Consider the following 20,170-nt stretch of genomic DNA (forward strand, 5'->3'; position numbering starts at 1 on the left):
CTTAATTAATTAGCCAGTCGTAACCTTTAGTCTCAATTTCCATTGCAAGTTCTTTAGTTCCAGATTTAATAATCTTTCCTTCATAAAGAACATGCACATAGTCAGGAACAATATAGTCTAATAGTCTTTGATAGTGAGTAACCATAACGACTGCATTGTATCTACTCTTTAATGCATTAACTCCCTTGGCAACGATCTTAAGAGCATCAACATCAAGTCCAGAGTCAGTTTCATCTAGAAGTGCTAGGCGAGGATTTAAAACTGCCATTTGAAGAATCTCATTTTTCTTTTTTTCACCACCCGAGAAACCAGTGTTTACTGGACGAGTAAGAAATTCTTCACGCATTTCGAGTAGTTCAAGCTTTGGAATTAAAAACTCTCTAAAAGCGTCTTCTTCCATTTCTGGTGCACCTTGAGATTTACTTACTTCATTAAATGACTCATGTAAGAAGTTAAAGTTTGTTACACCTGGAATTTCAATAGGGTATTGGAAACCAAGAAAGATACCATTCTTAGCTCTTGTGTCGGCCTCTAGTTCTAAAAGGTCAGATACTTTTCCATTAATATTATAGTCGATAGAGCCGCTTGTTACTTCAAATGCAGGGTGACCAGCGATAACTTTAGAAAGAGTACTCTTTCCAGACCCGTTAGGACCCATGATCGCGTGTATCTCTCCGGCCTTAACTGTTAAGTTAATTCCTTTTAAAATTTCTTTGTCTTCAACTTTTGCATGTAGATTTTTTATTTCAATCATTATTCTTTCCTAACCAATAGAGTTTTCTAATTTCATTTCAATTAATTTTACGGCCTCAACAGAGAATTCAAGAGGTAACTCTTTAAAGACATCTGAACAGAATCCGTTAACTATCATAGATATACATTTTTCCATATCCATACCACGTTGTTGTAAGTAGAAGAGTTGGTCTTCGCTTATTTTTGAAGTTGAAGCTTCGTGCTCAACTGTTGCAGTATTATTCTTTACATCAATATACGGAAATGTATTTGCCGAACATTTATCACCAACCAACATAGAATCACATTGAGAGTAATTTCTTGCGCCGGTAGCAGAAGGCATAACTTTTACAAGACCACGGTAATTATTTTCTGATTGTTCAGCAGAGATTCCTTTAGAGATAATAGTACTCTTAGTATTCTTACCGATATGAATCATCTTTGTTCCAGTATCAGCTTGCATCATATTATTAGTAAGAGCGACTGAGTAAAAAGCCCCTTGAGAATTGTCCCCGATGAGATTACATCCAGGATACTTCCAAGTAATTGCTGAGCCGGCCTCTACTTGAGTCCAAGAAATCTTTGAATTTCTTCCTAAGCAATTTCCTCTTTTGGTAACGAAGTTATAAATACCACCTTTACCTTCTTTATTTCCAGCATACCAGTTTTGGACTGTTGAATACTTTATCTCAGCATCATCTAATGCAATTAGCTCAACGATGGCCGCATGAAGTTGATTCTCATCTCTTTGTGGAGCTGTACAACCTTCAAGATAATTAACATAACTTCCTTTGTCAGCGACTACTAGAGTTCTTTCAAACTGACCCGTTTCTTTCGCGTTAATTCTAAAGTAAGTGGAAAGGTCCATCGGACAAGTCACTCCCTCAGGGATGTAGACAAATGATCCATCTGAAAATACTGCCGCGTTTAGAGCTGCATAGAAATTATCAGCAGGAGGAACAACTGTTCCAAGATATTTCTTAACGAGCTCAGGGTATTCTTTAACAGCTTCTGAAATCGAACAGAAAATAACACCCACTTTTTCGAGATCTTCTCTGTATGTTGTTCCTACAGATACAGAGTCAAAAACAGCATCAACTGCGACACCAGAGATTCTCTTTTGTTCCGAAAGAGGTATTCCTAGTTTTTCAAAAGTCGCAAGTAGTTCGGGATCAAGTTCATCTAGGCTTTCAATACTAGTCGATTTCTTAGGAGCAGCGTAGTAGTAGAGATCTTCGAAATCTATTTCTGGAATTTCTAGCTTCGCCCAGTTTGGAGGAGTCATAGTTTTCCATAATCTAAATGCTTTGAGTCTATACTCTAGTAACCATTCAGGTTCTTCTTTTTTTGCAGAAATTAGACGAACAATATTTTCATCCAAACCTTTTGGAAACTCTTCAGTTTCTATATCTGTATAGAAGCCGTATTTGTATTCTTGAGAGGTAAGTTCTTCACTCATAATTTTAATCCATTTATCTGTAGGGTCTTGGTTACTGATTCTATTGGGCATGGCCCTTTGTCTTTGCAAAATTCATTACTAAAAAGTAGTTCTTGAATAGAGAGTGTGCTTAGGAAGTAGTTTAGTTTTTCTCCTAAAGTGATCATTGGGTTAACAATATTGCAATCACCATGTAGTTCACATAGGCCTTTGTTAGTTTGGCAAACTGTACCTAATTCCTTTCCTTCAATTACTTTTGCTAGTTCGAGGTAGCTTAAAGTGGAGAGCTCTCTTGCTAGAGTGTAGCCACCTTTAATTCCTTTGACTGATTTTAAGATGCCGTGTGAGTTCATTGTCTGCATAACTTTTGCAGTAGTATCAAATGGTGTCTTAAACTTGTCGCAGATTTCTCTCGCGCTTGTGAGTTGCTCACTATTTTTGTCGGCCATAAATTTCAGGGCCATCAAAGCATATTCGAGCTTCTTATTTACTTTTAACACTTAGGGGTCATCCTTAGTTGCGAAGTCTTTTTTTTCTATAATTTCAGTTAATTAGAGTCTATACCTCTAAATAAGCCAAAAAGAAACCTATTTATATATAATATATATCATAAATACGTCAAAAAAAGACGTATTTAAAAATGAAAAGGATTTAAATTTTAGTTTTTAGACGAGATTCCGATAAGTTAGGCATGTTTAAGGTTTATATTTTAATCCTATTTACTTATAGTGCGTCAACTTTTGCAATCTGTTCAGAAGTTGAAGGCGTTTTTAATAAGTTCTTATCTCTAGAAAAACTTAGTGCAAAGCAGAGAAGTACGATTCGAGGCACAGCACAAGTTAAAGAGTTTTTGGGTAAGTGGAAAGATCAGAAAGTTATTTCTGACAACCGAGCATTCATGAGTTCTATGGACCGAGCAAGTGGATCATCGCAAAAGAGAATATACTTTGATGTAGAGAACTCAGTTTTGAAAGGTTTAAATGATCATGTGTTAGAGGATAAGGGTCTTGGTGATGCTGTTAATAATCTCTTTAATCAAAAATTTTTAAAGAACCTAAAATCTCATCCTGATTTATTAGATAAAATAAGTGGACAGTACTCAGACTTTAAATCAATGCGTTTTAGTTTTGATTATAAAGACGCATCAGAAGCAGATTCTATAAATAAGGCCTTAGCAGAAGTTTATCAAAAATCGAATGATGAGTTTCTATTAGAAATGGACAAGGCAAAAATGGCGGGGCTTTGGCAAGGTCATGAAGGTCAACTTGGAAGTCCTCAAACTTGGTTTCTTGCTGGAACTGGAGACAATGCACTAGAGGCCAATATGGCATCAAGGGCCCAGAGAAGAAATGTCGCTTCTACTGGAGTAGCTAGTCTTTCGAAGTACTCTGACAATGTAGATGAACTCTATTCTCAAATGAGAGGAATAAGTGGTCTTCAAAGTGAGCTGGCCTCAAATCAGAAGCTTGTATCAAAGTCTATAATGACAAAAGTGAATGATGATTATGTCCTTTCAAAAGAGATGATTACTATCTTACGTAAAAATAAAAGATCGGACTTTTCAAGTGAAGCAAAGTATCTAAAAGAAATAGAGCAGAAGTCTAAGAGTTTATTTGGAGTGAAGTTAGAAAAGGACGAAATTTTAAAAATGACAAAGTACTTCGAAGATATTGATTCAATGAGCCCTCCTTTGTTTATTAGAGATAGACAGATCATAAATTTGGAAGAAGCTAAAAGCGGTCTTGTATCTGTAGACTTTGCGGGAATTGGTGTTGATAACGCTCAAGCGGCCATGATTGGACTTGGAAAGAGTTCAATGAATGATGCTAAAAAGATGAATAGTGTTTCAAAAACGTTAGATAATGTCTGGAAAGAAGTAGATAGTGTGACTGATGAGATGCATATGGCGCAAAGATCATATAACTCTGCAGTAAAAGAAATTGAACCAACTCACTCAGGGGCACTTTTTAGTGGGGATGATGGAATGTTCTTTCCTACTAAGTCATGGTCTAGAGATGAAAAGGTTAAATTAGTCGAGAAGCTTTCTCAAAAAGATCCTAGTAAGTATCGAGTTACTTTTGTTCCAACTCAATATAGTGATGGAACTTTGATTTCTGCTGCCAATAGAAGTGAGTATGTTGTTAAGGCAGAAAAAGTTGAGAAGTCTTTGAGAGCGAAGGTTACTGGAGTTGGGAAAGACAAGGTTCACTTTAATAGAGCGAAGGATTTGATTTTCGCAATTGAATATAATCCAACTAAAGATGGAAATGGTACTTTTAATTTAATTGTTAAAGGTGGCGAGCTTTCTCCTAAAGAGCTTAAGTCAATTCATAAAGTTTTCTCACAAACTATTGAAGAAGGAAGTTCTGCTGGTATAATTATACATTAATGGAACATTATCGATTAATAATATTTCTTGTCACGATTGTCTTATTTTCTATTTTACAGAATATCTTTAAAAGAAATTCTTCTATCTACTCCGCACGTCAATCGAAGCAAAGATTGAAATTAAATATATCGATGCTTCTCATTTTCTATATATGTTTCAAAGTATTTATTCCCTATGAACTTTTTAGTATTGCTAAATTGGTTCATGATAAAGGAATTGGACTGCTTAATTACTTTCAGCTCACTGGTGTAGGATATTATGTCTCTAGTGTTATACTTCTAGACCTTGTCATTTACTGGCAGCACCGTCTGTTTCACACTTCAAATTTTCTATGGAGATTTCACCGTGTACACCATAGTGATAAATTCTTAGATGCTAGTTCTGCGTTTAGATTCCATCCAATAGAGATGTTTCTGTCTTTTGGTGTAAAGGTTTTCTTTATTGTTGCTCTTGGTTTATCTCCACAGGGCGTAATTGTATTTGAAGTCCTGCTCAGCTCATTTGCTATCTTTAACCATGCTAATCTTAGGCTTTCCAATAGATTGAATCGCCATCTCGCTAGGTTCTTTGTTACACCTGATTTTCATCTAGTACATCATAGTGATCAGAGAAAGATTCATGATTCGAATTATGGTTCATTTTTAAGTTTGTGGGACAAGGTCTTTGGAAGTTATCTAGATAGTGATATTTACTTAAACGATGAGTTTGTAACTGGCCTAGAGACTCCAACAAAAGATAAATCTGTAAAGATTGTATCTATGTTGAAGCTTCCTTTTGAAAAATTATAATTAGGCAGCTGTTCTGTGAGTCGTCTGCTCGTAAGACTGTTCTAAATACTTACAGATAATATAATCTATATTGTGATCATTATAATACTTAGCAAAGCTTTGAAATACACTTACTTCGATAAGATTCTTATCAAGCCATGGTGCTTGCTCTGCTTGTAGCTGAGTTAGGTACTCAAAATAGTCTTCAATATTATGACTCTGTTCATATTTTCCAATTGAATTAAATAGTTCTTTTTTTATGTCTGACATATATGCTCCTTTACGTCCTGCAAAGATAAACTTTGGCTCCTGCCATACTTATCGTGAATGTATAATTAAAATTTACAATCTTCCTCTAAGAAAGAGGTAGAAATAGAATAATTACTCCTTAAGTATTATAAAGTATTTCTGAAAACTTTCACGTATAATTTCAAAATAGTTAAAATAGTGAAATTAGATAGGTGTTTATGATAGCTTTTGCCTCTTTGGCCGATAAGAAATTGGCCGACGAAATTTGTAAGGAAATTTCTAAACAAGGAATCCTGTATAGAATAGATTACGATCCGAGTACTAATCAGTATATTTTATTGGTTGATAAAGAAGAAAATATTGGTGTCGCTTTAGACATTTATCGAGTAATGCTTGGTTTACCAAGGCAGTTTGAGCAATCTGAAGAATGGTCTAAGATTCAGTCGGTAAGCATGGGGCCTGTAACTATGGTCGTTGTTGCATTTTGTATTGGGATTTTTATTTTAGGAGATTATAAGATTGTTCCTGAACTCTACACGCTAATGCAACTAAGTCCGGATTTTTTTACAGATTTTAATATCATGAATGTCTGGAAGCTGGTGACTCCTGTTTTTATTCACTTTGGTATCATACATATTCTATTTAATATGATGTGGATGAAAGACCTTGGAAAAGTAGTAGAAGCACAAAGAGGTGGAAACTTTCTAATTTTCTTTATTTTTCTTGTAGGGGCCTTCTCTAATGCTGCTCAGTTCTTTAGTATTGGACCAAACTTCGGTGGTATGAGTGGAGTTATTTACGGTCTACTAGGATACTTATGGATGAATAAGAGATTTAATAAGAATTCTGAATATAGTTTGGCCAAGCAAGATATCTACATCATGGTTGGATGGTTTTTCTTGTGCTTATCCGGAGCTTTGAGTTTTTCTATTGCAAATATGGCGCATGCAATGGGTTTAAGCTTGGGTATGCTAGTAGGTATTTTCTTTGGAATGAGCGAGTCAAAAGAAGAAAAGCAGTGGACTGCGGTAGCGGGATACTTTGTATTTGCTCTAGCATTACCAATATTCACACAATTTATAGAACTCTTCAAACTTTCCATGAAATCGGGTGCTTAGGCCAAGATAAATAAATAAAGTAAAATACTCAGGTTTCCGATAAGTATCTAAAGGTGGGCCCGAATTTTTAGGCCTTTAGGTATTTTGAGAGAATATATTAGAAAACATCTATTTAGTTTTGCACTAGTGCTAGTGTGTTTTTGTGAATTAAGTTTCGCACATACATTGCTACATCAACATGCTTCAAGCGATGGTGCCACAGTCGTTTATCTTGATGAAGTTTCTCGTAAGTTGATCGTAAGAAAGTATCACTCAACTGATAGTAAGATACCTGCAAACTTTCCAAAAAATATTCGCTCACTTTCAAGCTTCAATCCTTCTATATTTGATAAATACCAAGGCGTATCTTCTAGTGAAAGTATTGTTGATCTAAATTCAAGCTCATCTGCAATAAGTTCAGCTTTAAGTAGAGCAGTAGACGACTCTAGTTCAAAGTTTAGAATTGAAAGAACAATGAATGAACTGAAAAAGAATTTAGAGGGGAAGTCTTCATATAAAGTTGTGGCCGATACTAAAAGGCATGGTAAAAGAAATATAGCTCTTTTTAATCCAGTCTCCTCACACTTTATTATTCAAAAAAGTAAATACTCAAATGCAGAAGTTTCTAGTCCTGTCAGCTTTCCAAAAGACCTTGCCAGAAGATTTAGAGAGAGTGATCAAGATAGCTATGATTTATCTACTCCACATAAAATTGATAAGTATAGATCAAGAATCCAAAAAGGTTTAAAGAATGCTCGAGTTAGTGAAGATGTCATTGCTAAGACTCTAAGAGAAATAGATGAACTCAAAAAGAGTAAGTCAGAAATTATCTCTAAAATGAAGTTAATTAAAACTGTAGGAGAGTCTGGAGAACAAAAAGAAATATACATGGACCTTGATACAGGAGACTTCTATTTTAGAAAGTTTGATGATGGCAAGGTTGATAAAGATAGCTTCTTTAATGTCGGGGATGATGCGACATTAGAATCTTTAAAGGAGCTATTAATTAAAGAAGACTTATATAACGAAGGTGAGTTTGAACAAAAATTTACAGACTTTTTTAGTAATCATTGTCCTGAGAATCAGGCGGCCGATGTTATAGATAATTACGAAAATATAGAAGATATTTTAAATGTAAATTCACAAGTTTGGGAACAGTACCTATCTATGGCGGTTTCAGATGGGCCACTTATTTTAGAAGACGGCTCCCTTGTTTCTAAACTTTCGTATCAAGGACAAGAGCATGGAGTTAAGTTTAAGCTTGATAGGTTGGGAAATATAGAAAGTGTTTCATTTATAAATTCAGATAAGGCCACTCAGAGTGGACTTAGTATTGAGAGAGTTAAAGAAGGTAATGAATATATTTTCAAAATTGTCTCTAACGATAATGGAGAAAAATTAGATCAATTCTTCTTTGATACAGAAGCTGTCAAGCTTGACAGTGATCCTATTACGGCGAAATTGGCAATCTATGTACTGGGCTCTCATGAAAAAGACCCTCTAGGAAAGAACTACTATGATAAGAATATCTATCCTATTGAGTTAGATGGTTTAGGAAAAATTACAAATAGTGGAAAGAAAATTCATCTATCATCTGCTAGAAGTTCAAAGTATCCACATCGTTTCAAAGAAGGAGACGGAGCTGGCGTGACTAGCTTTTTCTTCTCTAATTTCTTTAGCACAAATGGTAGAAGAGAAAAGCTAGAAAATGAAATATCTAAAGAAGCGCTCAATACTTCTGAGAAGCTGAATAAAGATGGTGTCGTCCTACTAAATAAAGGGGAAGTTAAAGAAACTGTTTCATTAATCGTGAGTGAGGTTGAGCGCGATATTCCTAAACTAAAAGGTAGTGTGCCACAAATAACAGCAAAAGTTTATGAGCACGCATATGAAAAGTTCTCCAAAATTATTGTTCCAAAAATGATTAAAGATATGATGCCTGGAGAAAAACAAGATATCTATGAGTCAATTACAGATAAGGCAATGGTAGAGTTTAAGCAATGTTTAAAAAGAGCGTCCGATCAGAGTAACCCAGAGGGAGCTCCAAAATGTATGGAGTCCTTTGAAAAAGAAGCTCCAGTTATTATTGGTCAAGAAATTCTTGATCTTCAGTTGAGTCAAAATGGATATGAACAACTCTCTGCGAAAGCAAAATTAGAATATACAAAATGTATTAAAGAAAATTATGACACCGCTAAGGGAGATATCAACTTTATAAAGGGCTGTATATTTAAGGCAACTTTTAGTAGCGTAGATGATGGGTTAGAGGGAGTTATTTCTCTAACATTAGAAAAGATGAGCAAGGAAATGGACCCTACTGGCAAGAAAACTATTTCAGTAAGTTCTAATATATCTCTTGCTAGTCGTAACGCTTTGAGAAGTTGTTATAGCAAAAAAGGATATCTAAGTAGCAGGGTCTTTACTGACAGCTATAATATGGACACTTTAAAAGAATTGGAAGTAGAGACCTTCAAGCAAGATCTCTTTACTTGTGCAGCAAGTGTCGAAGAGATTGTGACTAGTAATGTAACAGAGCAGTTTATTAGAGATAATCTTGCAGAAATTGATCTACCTGAAAATAAAAGAGCTGAAATACTAAGTCTTTCAATGGATAAAGGACTTAAGCATTGTGTTGATATTCAAAAAAGAAGAGTTGATATTCTTGCAAAGAGTGGGAAGTTCTCAGTAGTAAAAGCTAGTGAATGTAAAGACTACGTAACTCTCTTTGTAACTGAACAAGTTGTAGATCAGAGTCTACAAGAGAAAGTATCAAAAGATTTATGGAATAAAATAGGAAAAGATGCTCCTCATAAGTCTTGTTTTGAAGGACTTAAACAAAACTCTTTAAAAAATCTTCTTGAAGAATCGGAAAGTGAGTTCAATATCGATCAGCAGTCTGCCAATTGTCTCAAAAAGAGTATTGAGTGGATAACTTACTACGTGGCAAAAGAAGAGTTACTAAAGACCTTTAGTGACGATCCAATGTATAAGAAAGTAAAGATCGATGATAAAAAAAGAGATCAATATGCAAAGAGAATTCAAAAATGTATTTCTGAAAAGTTATCTTCGAAGAATTCTTTAGAGGAAGTAACTGATTCTTTATCTCAAGCGCAGGATGCATGTATTGTTAGTTTAGTTTTAAGTGATGATGCTGCTAAAGACATTCTCTCTCCTGTTGTTTCAACTATGTTAGATGAAAATGACATAGGGATTGATCTACAGGCCAAGGCCATCGGTCCTATTGTCCACAATATGCGAGAGCGAGTTAATTCAAGATTAAAAACAGAAAGCTTAACGCTTGATCAAGTTGTTGATGAGTTTAAAAAAGTTAAGGGGACGGCAATCTATTTCATAGCAGATATGACTATTGATGGATATGTGAATGACTTTATTGATGATAAAAGTAAAGTTGATGAAATCTCTCTAAAGGTAAGAAAGGACTTATTTGATGGCGAAGACGGTTATCGAGCAATTCTTACTGGAGAGAAGGACGAAGCTAAGTTTGATAATCATATTCGTTCACTAACAAAAGATGCTGCCATTAAGCTCACTGCAATTGTCACCAATGAAGAAGCAAAGAAATTATTGTCAACAGGAGTGCTTAAAAGTGAAGCTGAAGTTGAAAAATTATCTAAGAATGCTCCTATCACTATGGAAAAGTGTTTAAATGAATTTAAAACTGGTGAGTTTAGTGATCATGTTACGTATTGTATTGCACATACTAAAGCGTCACTGACAAAGGATGTTTTTGAAGATCAGCTAAAGTCTGTTTTATATAATAGTGAGTATTCAGAGTATTTTGATGAGAAAACCAGAAAAGAAATTTTGGATAAACAGATTAATCCACAACTAGAAAGTAGTATCAAAGAGGCCTATAAAAAAGATGAGCTTGAATCCTTTATAGAAGACTTTACTTTAAGTTCGACTATTATTGCGTCTAAACCTGTACTTAGAGGAATAATTGCAGAGACGATATATGGCAAAGGGGTTGACCCTAAGAATGCTCCTGCCTCTAAAGTTGAACTGGTAGAAATGGCCTCACAAAAGTCTGAAGAGGTTTTATCGAATTGTTTACTTGAAAATCAAAGAGCTGGAAAGAAGTCTTCCCAAGATACAGAGCTTTGTATAAATGGTGTTAAGTTAACGGCCACGAGTCTTATACTTGAATCAATTCTGGATGATGTAGGTACTTATTTTGATAAAGATCCGATCTCTAGAAAGAAGTTGATAGATGGTCAAGTGAAGTACTTAGAACTTTGTGCAAAGAGTGCCAATGTTGAATTTAAAGGAAATGAATTTTCTAATCATTTAAACTCATGTTTAATTGAAGATATTTTCGATTTTACAGGAAATGCTGTAAAGCACTTGTCCCATAAGAATGAGTTAATGAGAACTATTGGGGATAATGATCTGGAGAAAATGAATACTTGTATTCAGGATGCTAAGCGAGACTATGTTAAATCTCAAAAAGTAGTCTCTTTAAGTGCGCAACAACGTAATGAGCTTTACTCTAAGATTAAAGATGGTGTTGGATTTTGGAATGAGATCTTTAGTATTCATGAACAGAGTGGAATTAAGAACTCTTCGAAAGGTGTCATCGACTGGTCTGTTGAAACTGTAAAAAGATGTGCAACAAAAGAAGTCACGCCTCTCGTTCTAGATAGTATTCTTTTATCTAGAACTGGTAAGAAGGCAATGGGTGTGACTTCACACGAGCATGCACTTGTTCTGGAAATCTCTCGGGCCATAAAAGATTTTACTGGTAAAGAGTTTGATGATCGTTTTTGGATTGATTTTTCCTCAGCGTTTTCAACAGATAGTAAGAAAGCTGAACCTTCTGTTAATGATCGCAAAGATATCAGCGATTATATTAATTCTATAATGCCAATATTAGGTACTTATATTAAGAAATTGTCGGCATTTGATTCTAAGCGAACCGTAGAAGAGTTTAGAGAATTGCTAAAAGAAATTGCCTTGGCCAAAAAGAATAAGAACCTCACTTTAGACGAGCTTAAAGATATACTTCTTTCATCTAAGCTGATGGATACAATTATAACTTCTGAAATTGGTGAAGTAATTCGAAAAGAGGCCACTGTGGCGCTTTCTTCAGAGGGACTAACTGCTGATGATATTCGCAAGATCGTCTCACCAAAGATTTTGAATGAATTATTTTCGCCTAAGAATCCAAAGGCCAAGAAAGTGTTAGACGATATAAAGCAACAGTATATTAGACCTCTTTTAGATGGTAAGAAAGTTGACGGGATCCCTGAGTCTGTAGTTAAAGATGTTAAAATACATCTTGCATCTGACACTAAAATGGGGGGATTTGTTGAAACTTTAGCAGGAGCTATTGTTCAAAAGAAATTAGATGCTAAAAGACCTAATAATGTTGGTACTCAAACGATTGCGGGTCTGATTGGCTACAATCATAGAGATTTTGATTGGAACAATTTAAGACAAAGAAGAGCTACAGGAGTTGCAAGTAAGGACCAGCCTGTGCAAAAAGCGATTGATTACTTTGGAGCGAGTGTTCTAAAGCCTATTCTTTTAAAAGAGAACTTAGGTAATCATGTTGAAAATGGGATATTCTCAAATAAAGTAACCCCAATCATTGAAAAGAGAAAGGAGTCTTTCTCAGAAATGATTGAGGGATTAATGGAGTTAGATAGACCTTAGTCCTACATTCTTTGAGGAGCTTCAATACCTAAAAGACCTAGTCCATTTTGCATGATTAAACTAACTGACTTAGCAAGAACGAGTCTAGACTCTTTAAGTTCTTGTGTTTCAGCTTTGCTAATTGAACACTCGGCATAGAAACTATTAAAGAGTTTTCCTAGTTCAAATAAGTATGAACATAAGGCAGTAGGAGAGTTCTTCTCGTGACATTGAACAACGATGTCATTAAATGCTGAACACTTAAGTAGTAGTGCTATTTCACTATCTTGTGATAATTGAGAAAAATCAGGCTTAAGTTGCGCTGAATATCCTAGCTTCTCACAAAGCGAGTTAATTCTTGCATATACATATTGCAGGTATGGACCAGTTTCTCCATCTAGTTTTAACCATTCTTTCATGTCGAAAACAATTTTACGGTTATTATCAAATCTAGTCATTCCGTAATTGATGGCCCCTCTTGCAATCTTTTGTGCAGTAGAATTAATCTCTTCTTCAGACCAGTCTCCAGCATACTTTTCTAGGTATTCTTTTTTAATATGCGATTGCATTTGGGAAATTAGGTCCATCAAAGGAACTATATTTCCTTTTCGAGAACTCATAGCACCGTCTGGAAGTTCAACAAAGTTGTATTGTAAGTGATGGCAGTTTTTGGCCTGTTCAAAGCCAATTTTTTCTAAGACTTTAAACACTTGTGCAAAGTGAAATGACTGTCTAGTGTCTACAATATAAATATTGTTTTCAATTCCATACTCTTCAAACTTCTTTACAGCAAGAGCAACGTCTTTTGTTGCATAGAGACCTGTTCCATCGGATTTGATAAGAATACAAAAACCTAGCTTATCTTCTTCAAGGTTCATTCCTACAGCACCATCATCTTTAATCAGTTTTCCTTGCTTATATAAGTCTTTAACTAACTCAAGCGAAGGAGTATCTACTTCTGACTCAAAGAACCATCTGTCGAACTCTACGTCGGCCCATTTGTAAGTACTTTTCATTAAATCCAGTGACCATTGTCTAGTCTCTTTCCAAAGATCAAAGTATTCTCCAGATTCACTTTCTAACTCTTTTAAAATTGCAGTTAGCTGTGCTCTGTTTTGTTCTTCTTGATCACTACCTAGTTGGTCCTCAAGTAGTAGGTTTGCTCTAGTGTAGATTTTTCCAAGCCATGAACCTTTATCTGTTTCAGGAACTGCTTCTTTGTTGTGATACTTTAAGTACCAGAGACATTTGGCAACATGAGTTCCAGAGTCTCCAGGGTAGGTAACAGCTACAACATCTTGATTGGCATATTTCTTAATTCTAACGAGGGCATTTCCAAGACATAAATTTCTCATATGTCCTACGTGCATCTCTTTGTGTGTATTTGGTTGAGAGTATTCAATCATCGTTTTCGGACGTTCAGAACACAGTTCTTTTTTAAAGAATTCTCCACTTATTATTTCTTCAGTTAATAACTTTGAAAAGTGAGCAGGATTAATAAAGAAGTTTAGGTATGGCCCAACTGATTTGGCCTCTTGAATAATCCCATTTGCTGAGATTGACTCCGCTAGTTTCCCGGAAATCATATTAGGGGCCATTTTTGTTTCTTTTGCCAGTGGAAAACATGGAAAAGCGATGTGACCCATTTTCATATTTGGAGCTAGAGAAATTAACTTGTAGATACTATCAATAGTTAGCGCCGCATCTGGAAAGTTCTCCTTAAGTGAATTTTCAATATTTTGGGCGATTTCTTTTAAAATAGTATTGTGTAAAACAGTCATAAAATTCTCGTGTCATAAATTTAAAGATAATATGTTATACTTATTCTATCTTACTAGAAATGCAAAGGTTTTATGCGAATACTTGTCATCATTTCATGTTTTCTAAGCTTTCAAAATATCGTTTTTGGACAAAAAATCGATGAAAGTGACCTGCTTAATAAGGATGAGAAAAACTCGACCCTAAGAAGAAGACTTGAGCCAAGAATAAGTGATAAATATTATCGGGGACGATACCTGATCTATGATTGCGTAAATAGACATTATGTATGTATCAATTTACCAAGTTTTTATAATTGCCAAGAAGAAAGATTGAAAGAGATTGAGGCCAAGAGTGTGCTCTTGTCTTGCGCTCCTCTAAAACAGTTTAAAACCCAAAAGGAGTGCTTCGACGTGAACTACTCGCTTATTCACAGAATTACGAATAAATCATTTTGTGTTAATCAGGTTTTTTAGATAATTGTTTTAAACATGAGTACGTGAGGACCAATATCCTTGATATCAAATTCACTTCCAATTTTCTCAAATCCAACTTTTTGATAAAAACCCTGAGCAGTTGTGCGTGCATTACACCAAAGTAATTGGCAAAAGTTCTGCTTAATAATTGGAAAAGCTGTTTTTAAAAGTGCTGAGCTTAGCCCTTTACCTTGATGTTCAGGTAGAGTGGCCATACCTCTTAATCTGTATTGATATTCTTCAGCTAAATCTTTATTTTTTTCAAAATAAAAAGAAGCAACACTTACGAGTTGGGAGTCTATGAACGCCCCAAGATGAAAACTTTGTTCGTTTTCATCATTTTTAAAGTGACAAGTATCGATAGGTTTACCAGGTCTTAAAACCTGATTTCTAATTTGATATGTATCAGATGCATTTATTCTTAAAACTTTCATAATTATAGTGTGTTAGAGTGGTGGTGTCCTTTATAGGAGTATCGCCAGACAATGTCACTAAAATAATAATCATGCTTAGTAAGTAGCTGAAATCCTGAATAAGTTTTCCATAGAAAGACCTGCAAGTGCCTTTGAGAAGAACTCAAAAAGGGTATCAGGTATGCCTGTGTCGTGACCAAACCACTGTGCATAGCTGTAGAAAAGACAGCGATTATTGTATTCAATCGCGATAATCTCCCCCTTAAGTCCATTGAGAAAACCACGATCAAATATGAATGGGTATCTTCCTGGCCTCTTTATTCTAGGAATTGCAAAGTTTAGACTCATATCAAACGGTAGTAACTTCGAGGAGAGTTGAAAGTTCACCCTTTGTGCTTTGTCGTCGTAGCTACTTTCTTTGATAAAACCGAGATGTTTACTAAAAGATTCGTAGTGAGACAGCTTTCTAAGTGCAAAACGACAGGACTTTGGGTGGAGTCCGGAGATGATAAAGTCTAGTTTTTGATAGTTTTGTGAATGTTTCTTTGAACTTTTAACCGTTGAAGTTACATAAATTTCATTTTTTAATATTTTTTTCCATGCAGATTCACTTATGGATTTTTGAACACTTATATGGTCAAACTTCTTTTGAGCATGGACAATTGGGGCACCATGGGCAGTACTGATTAGCAGTAAAATAGTTAAAATATATTGTTTTATGTGACGCATCGTACCTTTTCTTGGATAATATGGCTCATTACTCTGATTAATATATCAAATTTATCACAACCTGAATCATAGGGAAAATGACGCATGGGTAAGAGTATTGAAACCGTAAAAAGAAAAGGTAAAGCAAAGGAAGCACTGATTGAGAGTAAAGATCAGCGGTGGCATTGCCGAAATCGTATTACTCTAGTCTTTGGCTCAAATGATATCGAGGAACTAGATACTTATATCTATGAAGATCATAAAGTTGACTTTAAAACTGTTAAATTTCATCAGGCCAAGAGTAAGGCCATAGAAGAAATCTTAGATAATTGTATTGATGAATTCTATCGTGGCCATGTTACAGAAATTCACTGCGAATTATCGGACGATGGTAAGACTGTTGCCGTTGAAGATAATGGTATCGGGTTTCCACTTCCAAAAGTTCCTCAGGTTTACTCAGAATTTAGAACGGGTTCAAAATTTAAAGACGAAGAGACAGATGCAAAGGGGTTTTTACATAGAACCTTAGGTCAAAACGGTCTTGGTGCCGCGGCAACATGTCTTACTAGTGATGAGTTCAAGGTTCGTGTTCGTCATTATAATACAAAAAAAGAGCAAACTTATACGTTCATTGATGGAGCTCTAAAGGTCAAAAAGACTAAGCCTAAGACTTTTGCTGGACACTCTGGGGTTAGAGTTGAAGTTACTCTCTCTAAAGAGGTCTATAAGAATAATACTATTGATGCTGATTTACTAAGAAAGAGAATTATTGACCTTTCTTATAATAACCCTGGTCTGACTTTCTATTTCAATAAAGAAAAGTATCACTTTAAGAAGGGGCTTTTAGAGCTTGCTCAAAGAGTTGACGAAAAAACGGCGCAGGAATTCGGTACTAGTACTTATATTTATGAAAATACTAATACAAAAGGGAAGAAGGTTAAAGGGAAGATAGATATGTCTATTGCCCTAAACATCTGTCCAAAGTCTGAAGAGCGAGAAAAGTATATTTCTTTTGTTAACTCTACTCCTACTTTTGACGGTGGTTTTCACCATGATCGTGTAAGACGTATTTTTATCAATGGTGTGAAAGACAAGCTTGCCAGAGCGATGAAGAAAGAGAAGGTAACTCTAGTAGATAATGATATTTTAACAGGTATTACTTTTACTATTGGTATTACAATGCCAAATCCTCGCTTTGAGTCCCAAACAAAGAGAAAGCTTGTTAGAGATACTTTCTTAGAAAAGGGAATTGAAGAAATAATGTCTAAGAATATGGATAAATTTCTTAGAAAGAATAAAGAGTACTTAGAGCTTGTAATGGAAAGAGGTAAGTCTCGTCACCGTTTTCAAGAACTCAAAGATGCATCGAAAGTTGCAAGAAAACAGAAGAAACAAAGAGTTGAAAAGTTACTAGATGCTAACGAGAGAAAGAAAAGAGAGTTATGCTCTTTATTTATTTGCGAAGGGGATTCTGCTATTGGTGGTCTTCGTTCTGCAAGAGATAAGCTTTATCAAGGTGGAATCGCTCTTAAGGGTAAGCCAATGAATGTTGCCCAGTCTTCTATTAATGACATTATTAATAATCAAGAATTTGCAGATATAATGGCCTCAATTGGCCTTGTTATTGGTGTAGAAGCTGAAATCTCAAACCTTAGATACTCGAAGATTATTTTTCTCGCGGATTCGGATGTTGATGGTGGGCATATCAATACGCTCTTAACAAACTTCTTCTTCCAGTTTTGGCCAGAATTATTTGAACTTGATGTGATATGTATTGCTAAAGCACCACTATTTGAGGTTATTACAGATAAGGGAACTAAATATATTGAAACTCCAAGTGAGCTAGATGATTTTAGAGCTACGACAAAATTAAAGATTAAAGAAATTCAAAGAAATAAGGGACTTGGGGAAATGTCTCCAGAGGCGTGGAAGCATGTTCTTTCTCGTGAGTCTTTCACTGTTATAACTGCTAACGATATGTCTCTTGCAAAAGAGATGCTGAACGTCTGTTTTGGTAAAGATACTAGCCTTAGAAAAGACCTGTTAATGGATGAAGAGTCTACTGGAGAAAGTGTTTCGGTATCATCTTCAAAAGTGAAAAGCACTTCTAAGAGTTCTAGTAAAAAGAAAGTAACTAAGAAGAAAGTTGCCAAAAAGAAAGTAGCACCTAAGAAAGCTGCTGCTAAAAAAGCCACTTCGAAAAAGAAAGTTACTAAGAAGAAAGCAGCTACTAAGAAAACTAAAAAGAAATCCAAGAGATAAGGAAGAATTAGAAAATGCAAGAAACGTATTTACATTCAATGGCAAGCGTACCTCTAGAAGATATTGTTAAAGAGGAATATCGCATTTACCAAATCTATACTCTAATGGATCGTGCGATTCCTTACCTAAAGGACGGTCTGAAGCCAGGTCAGCGTCGTATTCTATTTACACTGTGGAAAAATCAATCCAAAGGCCTCATGAAGGTATCTTCTGCTACAGGTCTAGTGCTAACTCTTCATCCACATGGACCTGCCTCAGTTGAATCTGCAATTGTTAATATGGCCCAGGATTATACTTTCTCTAATAATTACCCTCTCATTGATAAGAAGGGTTATTTCGGTGAAAGAATGGAGACTTCTCCAGCAGCATCTAGGTATATCGAATGTAAACTGGGGAAGATCTCTCAGATTCTACTATTTGATGATATGGACCAAGTTGAAATGGTTCCTAACTATGATGAAAAAGTTATGGAGCCTCTAAATCTTCTACCTAAACTTCCACTTATGTTACTGAACGGTGCGGAAGGCATTGGTACTGGTTTTTCTTCTGTAATTCCTAGTTTTGGTCATAAAGATATTATTGCTTCAATGATTCAATTCCTAGAAACAGGTAAAGCGAAGAAGATTAAGCCATACAATCATGGTTACACATTACCAATTGAAAGAGATGAAAGAAGAAGACTTATCTTTAGAATGGGTTTTGAAGAAAGAGCAGGAAAGTTTTATATAACAGAGCTTCCTCGTGGTTATGATGCTCCAAAGGTTTATAAGTTTTTAACTAAACATATGGAGTCTGGGTTCTTAAAAGACTTTACTGATTCAAGTGTAGATAATGATGTAAATATTGAATTAATCTTTAAAAAGAGTGCAGAAGTTACTTTAGAAGAGATTGAGAAAGTCATGGGGGCCCATTCATCTCAGGTTCCTAACTATACTCTTATTTCAGAGCGTGGTGTTCGAATCTTTGATAGACCAGAAGAAATATTAGAGATCTTTTCTGGGCAAAGACTTGCTGTTGTTCAAAGAAGATATGAATTACGTTGTGAGAAGCTAAAAAATAGTATTCAACAAAATAATGAAATTATTAAATTCATTAAAAATAAAGAATATGAAGTTGCTACTAAATCTAAAAACAGAAAGTCATTTGTTGAGTACTTAACTAAGAAGAAGTATGTTTATGCTGATTACTTAGCAGATATGCCAATTTATAGAATGACAAAAGAAGAAGTTGCTAAACGTGCTCTTATGGTCAAAGAAGATAAGAAGCTATTTGATGAGTACTCTAAAGTGGCCAAGTCTCCTAAGCTTATCAAGAAGAAGCTTATTGAAGAGCTTAATGAAGTAGGCGCTCAATTAACAGCTTGGCTTAAAGAGAAAGATCGCGAAAGAGTAGAGCTTAGAAAGAAGATCGAAAAGAAAACAGCGAAAGTTGCGAAGAAAAAAGCAGTAACGAAAAAGAAAAGAAAATAATAAAAAAGGCTCCTTACGGAGCCTTTTTTTATATCGCTTTTAAATGACTTTGTTTTTTATTTTCATTTATACATGTATTGTATAAGTATTTTTGATACTCAAAGCAAAAAGCTCTAGCTTCACTTACTCTGAGTTTTCCTTGAGCAATTCTTTTGTACAATTCTTCTTTAGATTCTGCCCTTTGCTCAGTTGTGTAGTGATAATCTATTGCTTTTTCCATATTTGATAGGAACATTGGCCCATACATTCTATGACCCCACAGATCCATATTAATCAATTGGTTCGTGAAGTTAATGGCCATAAGTTCTGCGCTGGTTGCATTTCCACTTCCGTACTCTTTAATGACTTCGTTATATAATGTGGAAGCGTATTGACACTTTTGAGTAAATATAAAGTACATATTCCAATAGCCCATTGTCGCAAATGTTGTAAAGATGAGAAATGGCTCAACATCAATTCCAAAAAGTACTAGATTCAAACTTGAGAATACAGTGTAGTAGATACTAAAAATTGCGCCAGTAATTAGTGCAGACCTTATGAGTAGAAAACTATTTCTTGGTCTATTTTTAAAGTACATAAATCTAAAAAGTGCAAAGTTTTCAAGGCTCCAGTGAAACCAGTCACTAATATTTTGATTCTTACTCTCTTTTAGATAAATTCTTTCTGGTATGCTCATATAATTCCCATTAGTTAAGTTACTTCATTCTTATCGGATATATATCAGATTTTTTAAATAAATCTTATGCTATCTTCATAT

Annotated in this window: 15 protein-coding genes; 7 read left to right on the plus strand and 8 right to left on the minus strand. The window is 35.0% G+C overall.

Annotated features, from left to right (window positions below):
• Position 1: 1 nt before the first annotated feature.
• The 3 genes from sufC to DPQ89_RS12160 are packed head-to-tail and all read right to left on the minus strand — an operon-like array spanning position 2 to position 2,670.
• Positions 2-754, minus strand: a complete 753-nt coding sequence (gene sufC / locus DPQ89_RS12150; RefSeq protein WP_127717265.1) for a Fe-S cluster assembly ATPase SufC — start codon at positions 752-754, stop codon at positions 2-4.
• Positions 755-763: 9 nt separating this feature from the next.
• A complete protein-coding gene (gene sufB, locus DPQ89_RS12155) occupies positions 764-2,191 on the minus strand; it encodes a Fe-S cluster assembly protein SufB (RefSeq protein WP_127717266.1) in 1,428 nt (475 codons plus the stop codon).
• Positions 2,188-2,670 carry an Rrf2 family transcriptional regulator gene (locus tag DPQ89_RS12160; RefSeq protein WP_127717268.1) on the minus strand — a complete coding sequence of 161 codons (483 nt, stop codon included), beginning with the start codon at positions 2,668-2,670 and terminating at the stop codon, positions 2,188-2,190. Before DPQ89_RS12160 ends, sufB begins: the two co-directional genes overlap by 4 nt.
• Positions 2,671-2,861: 191 nt before the next feature.
• Between DPQ89_RS12160 and DPQ89_RS12165 the strand changes: the two genes are divergently transcribed.
• Both DPQ89_RS12165 and DPQ89_RS12170 read left to right on the plus strand, forming a co-directional pair.
• Positions 2,862-4,559, plus strand: a complete 1,698-nt coding sequence (locus DPQ89_RS12165; RefSeq protein ID WP_127717270.1) for a hypothetical protein — start codon at positions 2,862-2,864, stop codon at positions 4,557-4,559.
• Between the two features lie 113 nt (positions 4,560-4,672).
• Positions 4,673-5,347, plus strand: a complete 675-nt coding sequence (locus DPQ89_RS12170) for a sterol desaturase family protein (protein WP_164848379.1) — start codon at positions 4,673-4,675, stop codon at positions 5,345-5,347.
• On the opposite strand, the gene DPQ89_RS12175 is transcribed toward DPQ89_RS12170, so the two are convergent.
• Positions 5,348-5,596 (minus strand): hypothetical protein, encoded by a 249-nt coding sequence (locus tag DPQ89_RS12175; RefSeq protein WP_127717274.1) that lies wholly within the window; start codon positions 5,594-5,596, stop codon positions 5,348-5,350.
• Positions 5,597-5,793: 197 nt separating this feature from the next.
• On the opposite strand from DPQ89_RS12175, the gene DPQ89_RS12180 reads away from it, so the two are divergent.
• Positions 5,794-6,693: a rhomboid family intramembrane serine protease gene (locus DPQ89_RS12180; RefSeq protein ID WP_127717276.1), complete on the plus strand. Its 900-nt coding sequence runs from the start codon at positions 5,794-5,796 to the stop codon at positions 6,691-6,693.
• 126 nt (positions 6,694-6,819) lie between these two features.
• A complete protein-coding gene (locus DPQ89_RS12185; protein WP_127717278.1) occupies positions 6,820-12,348 on the plus strand; it encodes a hypothetical protein in 5,529 nt (1,842 codons plus the stop codon).
• A gap of 2 nt (positions 12,349-12,350) precedes the next feature.
• Here the strand turns inward: DPQ89_RS12185 and argS are convergent, their stop codons facing one another.
• Positions 12,351-14,108 carry an arginine--tRNA ligase gene (gene argS, locus DPQ89_RS12190; RefSeq protein ID WP_127717280.1) on the minus strand — a complete coding sequence of 586 codons (1,758 nt, stop codon included), beginning with the start codon at positions 14,106-14,108 and terminating at the stop codon, positions 12,351-12,353.
• Positions 14,109-14,180: 72 nt separating this feature from the next.
• Here argS and DPQ89_RS12195 point away from each other — a divergent pair, with 72 nt between their 5' ends.
• Positions 14,181-14,561, plus strand: coding sequence for a hypothetical protein (locus DPQ89_RS12195; RefSeq protein WP_127717282.1), 381 nt, complete (start codon positions 14,181-14,183; stop codon positions 14,559-14,561).
• Here the strand turns inward: DPQ89_RS12195 and DPQ89_RS12200 are convergent.
• Together DPQ89_RS12200 and DPQ89_RS12205 are read right to left on the minus strand one after the other, a co-directional pair.
• Entirely contained in the window at positions 14,558-14,995 is a 438-nt protein-coding gene (locus DPQ89_RS12200) for a GNAT family N-acetyltransferase (protein WP_127717284.1), read from the minus strand. The two genes, DPQ89_RS12195 and DPQ89_RS12200, sit on opposite strands and share 4 nt — an antisense overlap.
• A 75-nt stretch (positions 14,996-15,070) precedes the next feature.
• Complete coding sequence (locus DPQ89_RS12205; RefSeq protein ID WP_127717286.1) at positions 15,071-15,703, minus strand: hypothetical protein; 633 nt, start codon at positions 15,701-15,703, stop codon at positions 15,071-15,073.
• An 84-nt stretch (positions 15,704-15,787) separates the two neighbouring features.
• Here DPQ89_RS12205 and DPQ89_RS12210 point away from each other — a divergent pair, with 84 nt between their 5' ends.
• Positions 15,788-17,944 carry a toprim domain-containing protein gene (locus DPQ89_RS12210; RefSeq protein ID WP_127717288.1) on the plus strand — a complete coding sequence of 719 codons (2,157 nt, stop codon included), beginning with the start codon at positions 15,788-15,790 and terminating at the stop codon, positions 17,942-17,944.
• Between the two features lie 14 nt (positions 17,945-17,958).
• The gene (locus DPQ89_RS12215) at positions 17,959-19,413 is read left to right on the plus strand and encodes a DNA gyrase subunit A (protein ID WP_127717290.1); all 1,455 of its coding nucleotides are present in this window, start codon (positions 17,959-17,961) and stop codon (positions 19,411-19,413) included.
• Between the two features lie 28 nt (positions 19,414-19,441).
• Here DPQ89_RS12215 and DPQ89_RS12220 read toward each other — a convergent pair whose 3' ends face one another.
• Positions 19,442-20,089, minus strand: a complete 648-nt coding sequence (locus DPQ89_RS12220) for a hypothetical protein (protein ID WP_127717292.1) — start codon at positions 20,087-20,089, stop codon at positions 19,442-19,444.
• Positions 20,090-20,170: the final 81 nt, after the last annotated feature.

Source organism: Halobacteriovorax sp. HLS (assembly GCF_004006665.1).
Classification (GTDB): domain Bacteria; phylum Bdellovibrionota; class Bacteriovoracia; order Bacteriovoracales; family Bacteriovoracaceae; genus Halobacteriovorax.

What these genes read in the sequence shown, in the direction of transcription:
- DPQ89_RS12205 (WP_127717286.1), bottom strand. Translation starts at nt 15,703, where the DNA reads ATGCGTCACATAAAACAATATATTTTAACTATTTTACTGCTAATCAGT.
- DPQ89_RS12175 (WP_127717274.1), bottom strand. Translation starts at nt 5,596, where the DNA reads ATGTCAGACATAAAAAAAGAACTATTTAATTCAATTGGAAAATATGAA.
- DPQ89_RS12195 (WP_127717282.1), top strand. Translation starts at nt 14,181, where the DNA reads ATGCGAATACTTGTCATCATTTCATGTTTTCTAAGCTTTCAAAATATC.
- DPQ89_RS12220 (WP_127717292.1), bottom strand. Translation starts at nt 20,089, where the DNA reads ATGAGCATACCAGAAAGAATTTATCTAAAAGAGAGTAAGAATCAAAAT.
- DPQ89_RS12210 (WP_127717288.1), top strand. Translation starts at nt 15,788, where the DNA reads ATGGGTAAGAGTATTGAAACCGTAAAAAGAAAAGGTAAAGCAAAGGAA.
- sufB (WP_127717266.1), bottom strand. Translation starts at nt 2,191, where the DNA reads ATGAGTGAAGAACTTACCTCTCAAGAATACAAATACGGCTTCTATACA.
- DPQ89_RS12165 (WP_127717270.1), top strand. Translation starts at nt 2,862, where the DNA reads ATGTTTAAGGTTTATATTTTAATCCTATTTACTTATAGTGCGTCAACT.
- DPQ89_RS12215 (WP_127717290.1), top strand. Translation starts at nt 17,959, where the DNA reads ATGCAAGAAACGTATTTACATTCAATGGCAAGCGTACCTCTAGAAGAT.
- sufC (WP_127717265.1), bottom strand. Translation starts at nt 754, where the DNA reads ATGATTGAAATAAAAAATCTACATGCAAAAGTTGAAGACAAAGAAATT.
- DPQ89_RS12200 (WP_127717284.1), bottom strand. Translation starts at nt 14,995, where the DNA reads ATGAAAGTTTTAAGAATAAATGCATCTGATACATATCAAATTAGAAAT.
- DPQ89_RS12180 (WP_127717276.1), top strand. Translation starts at nt 5,794, where the DNA reads ATGATAGCTTTTGCCTCTTTGGCCGATAAGAAATTGGCCGACGAAATT.
- argS (WP_127717280.1), bottom strand. Translation starts at nt 14,108, where the DNA reads ATGACTGTTTTACACAATACTATTTTAAAAGAAATCGCCCAAAATATT.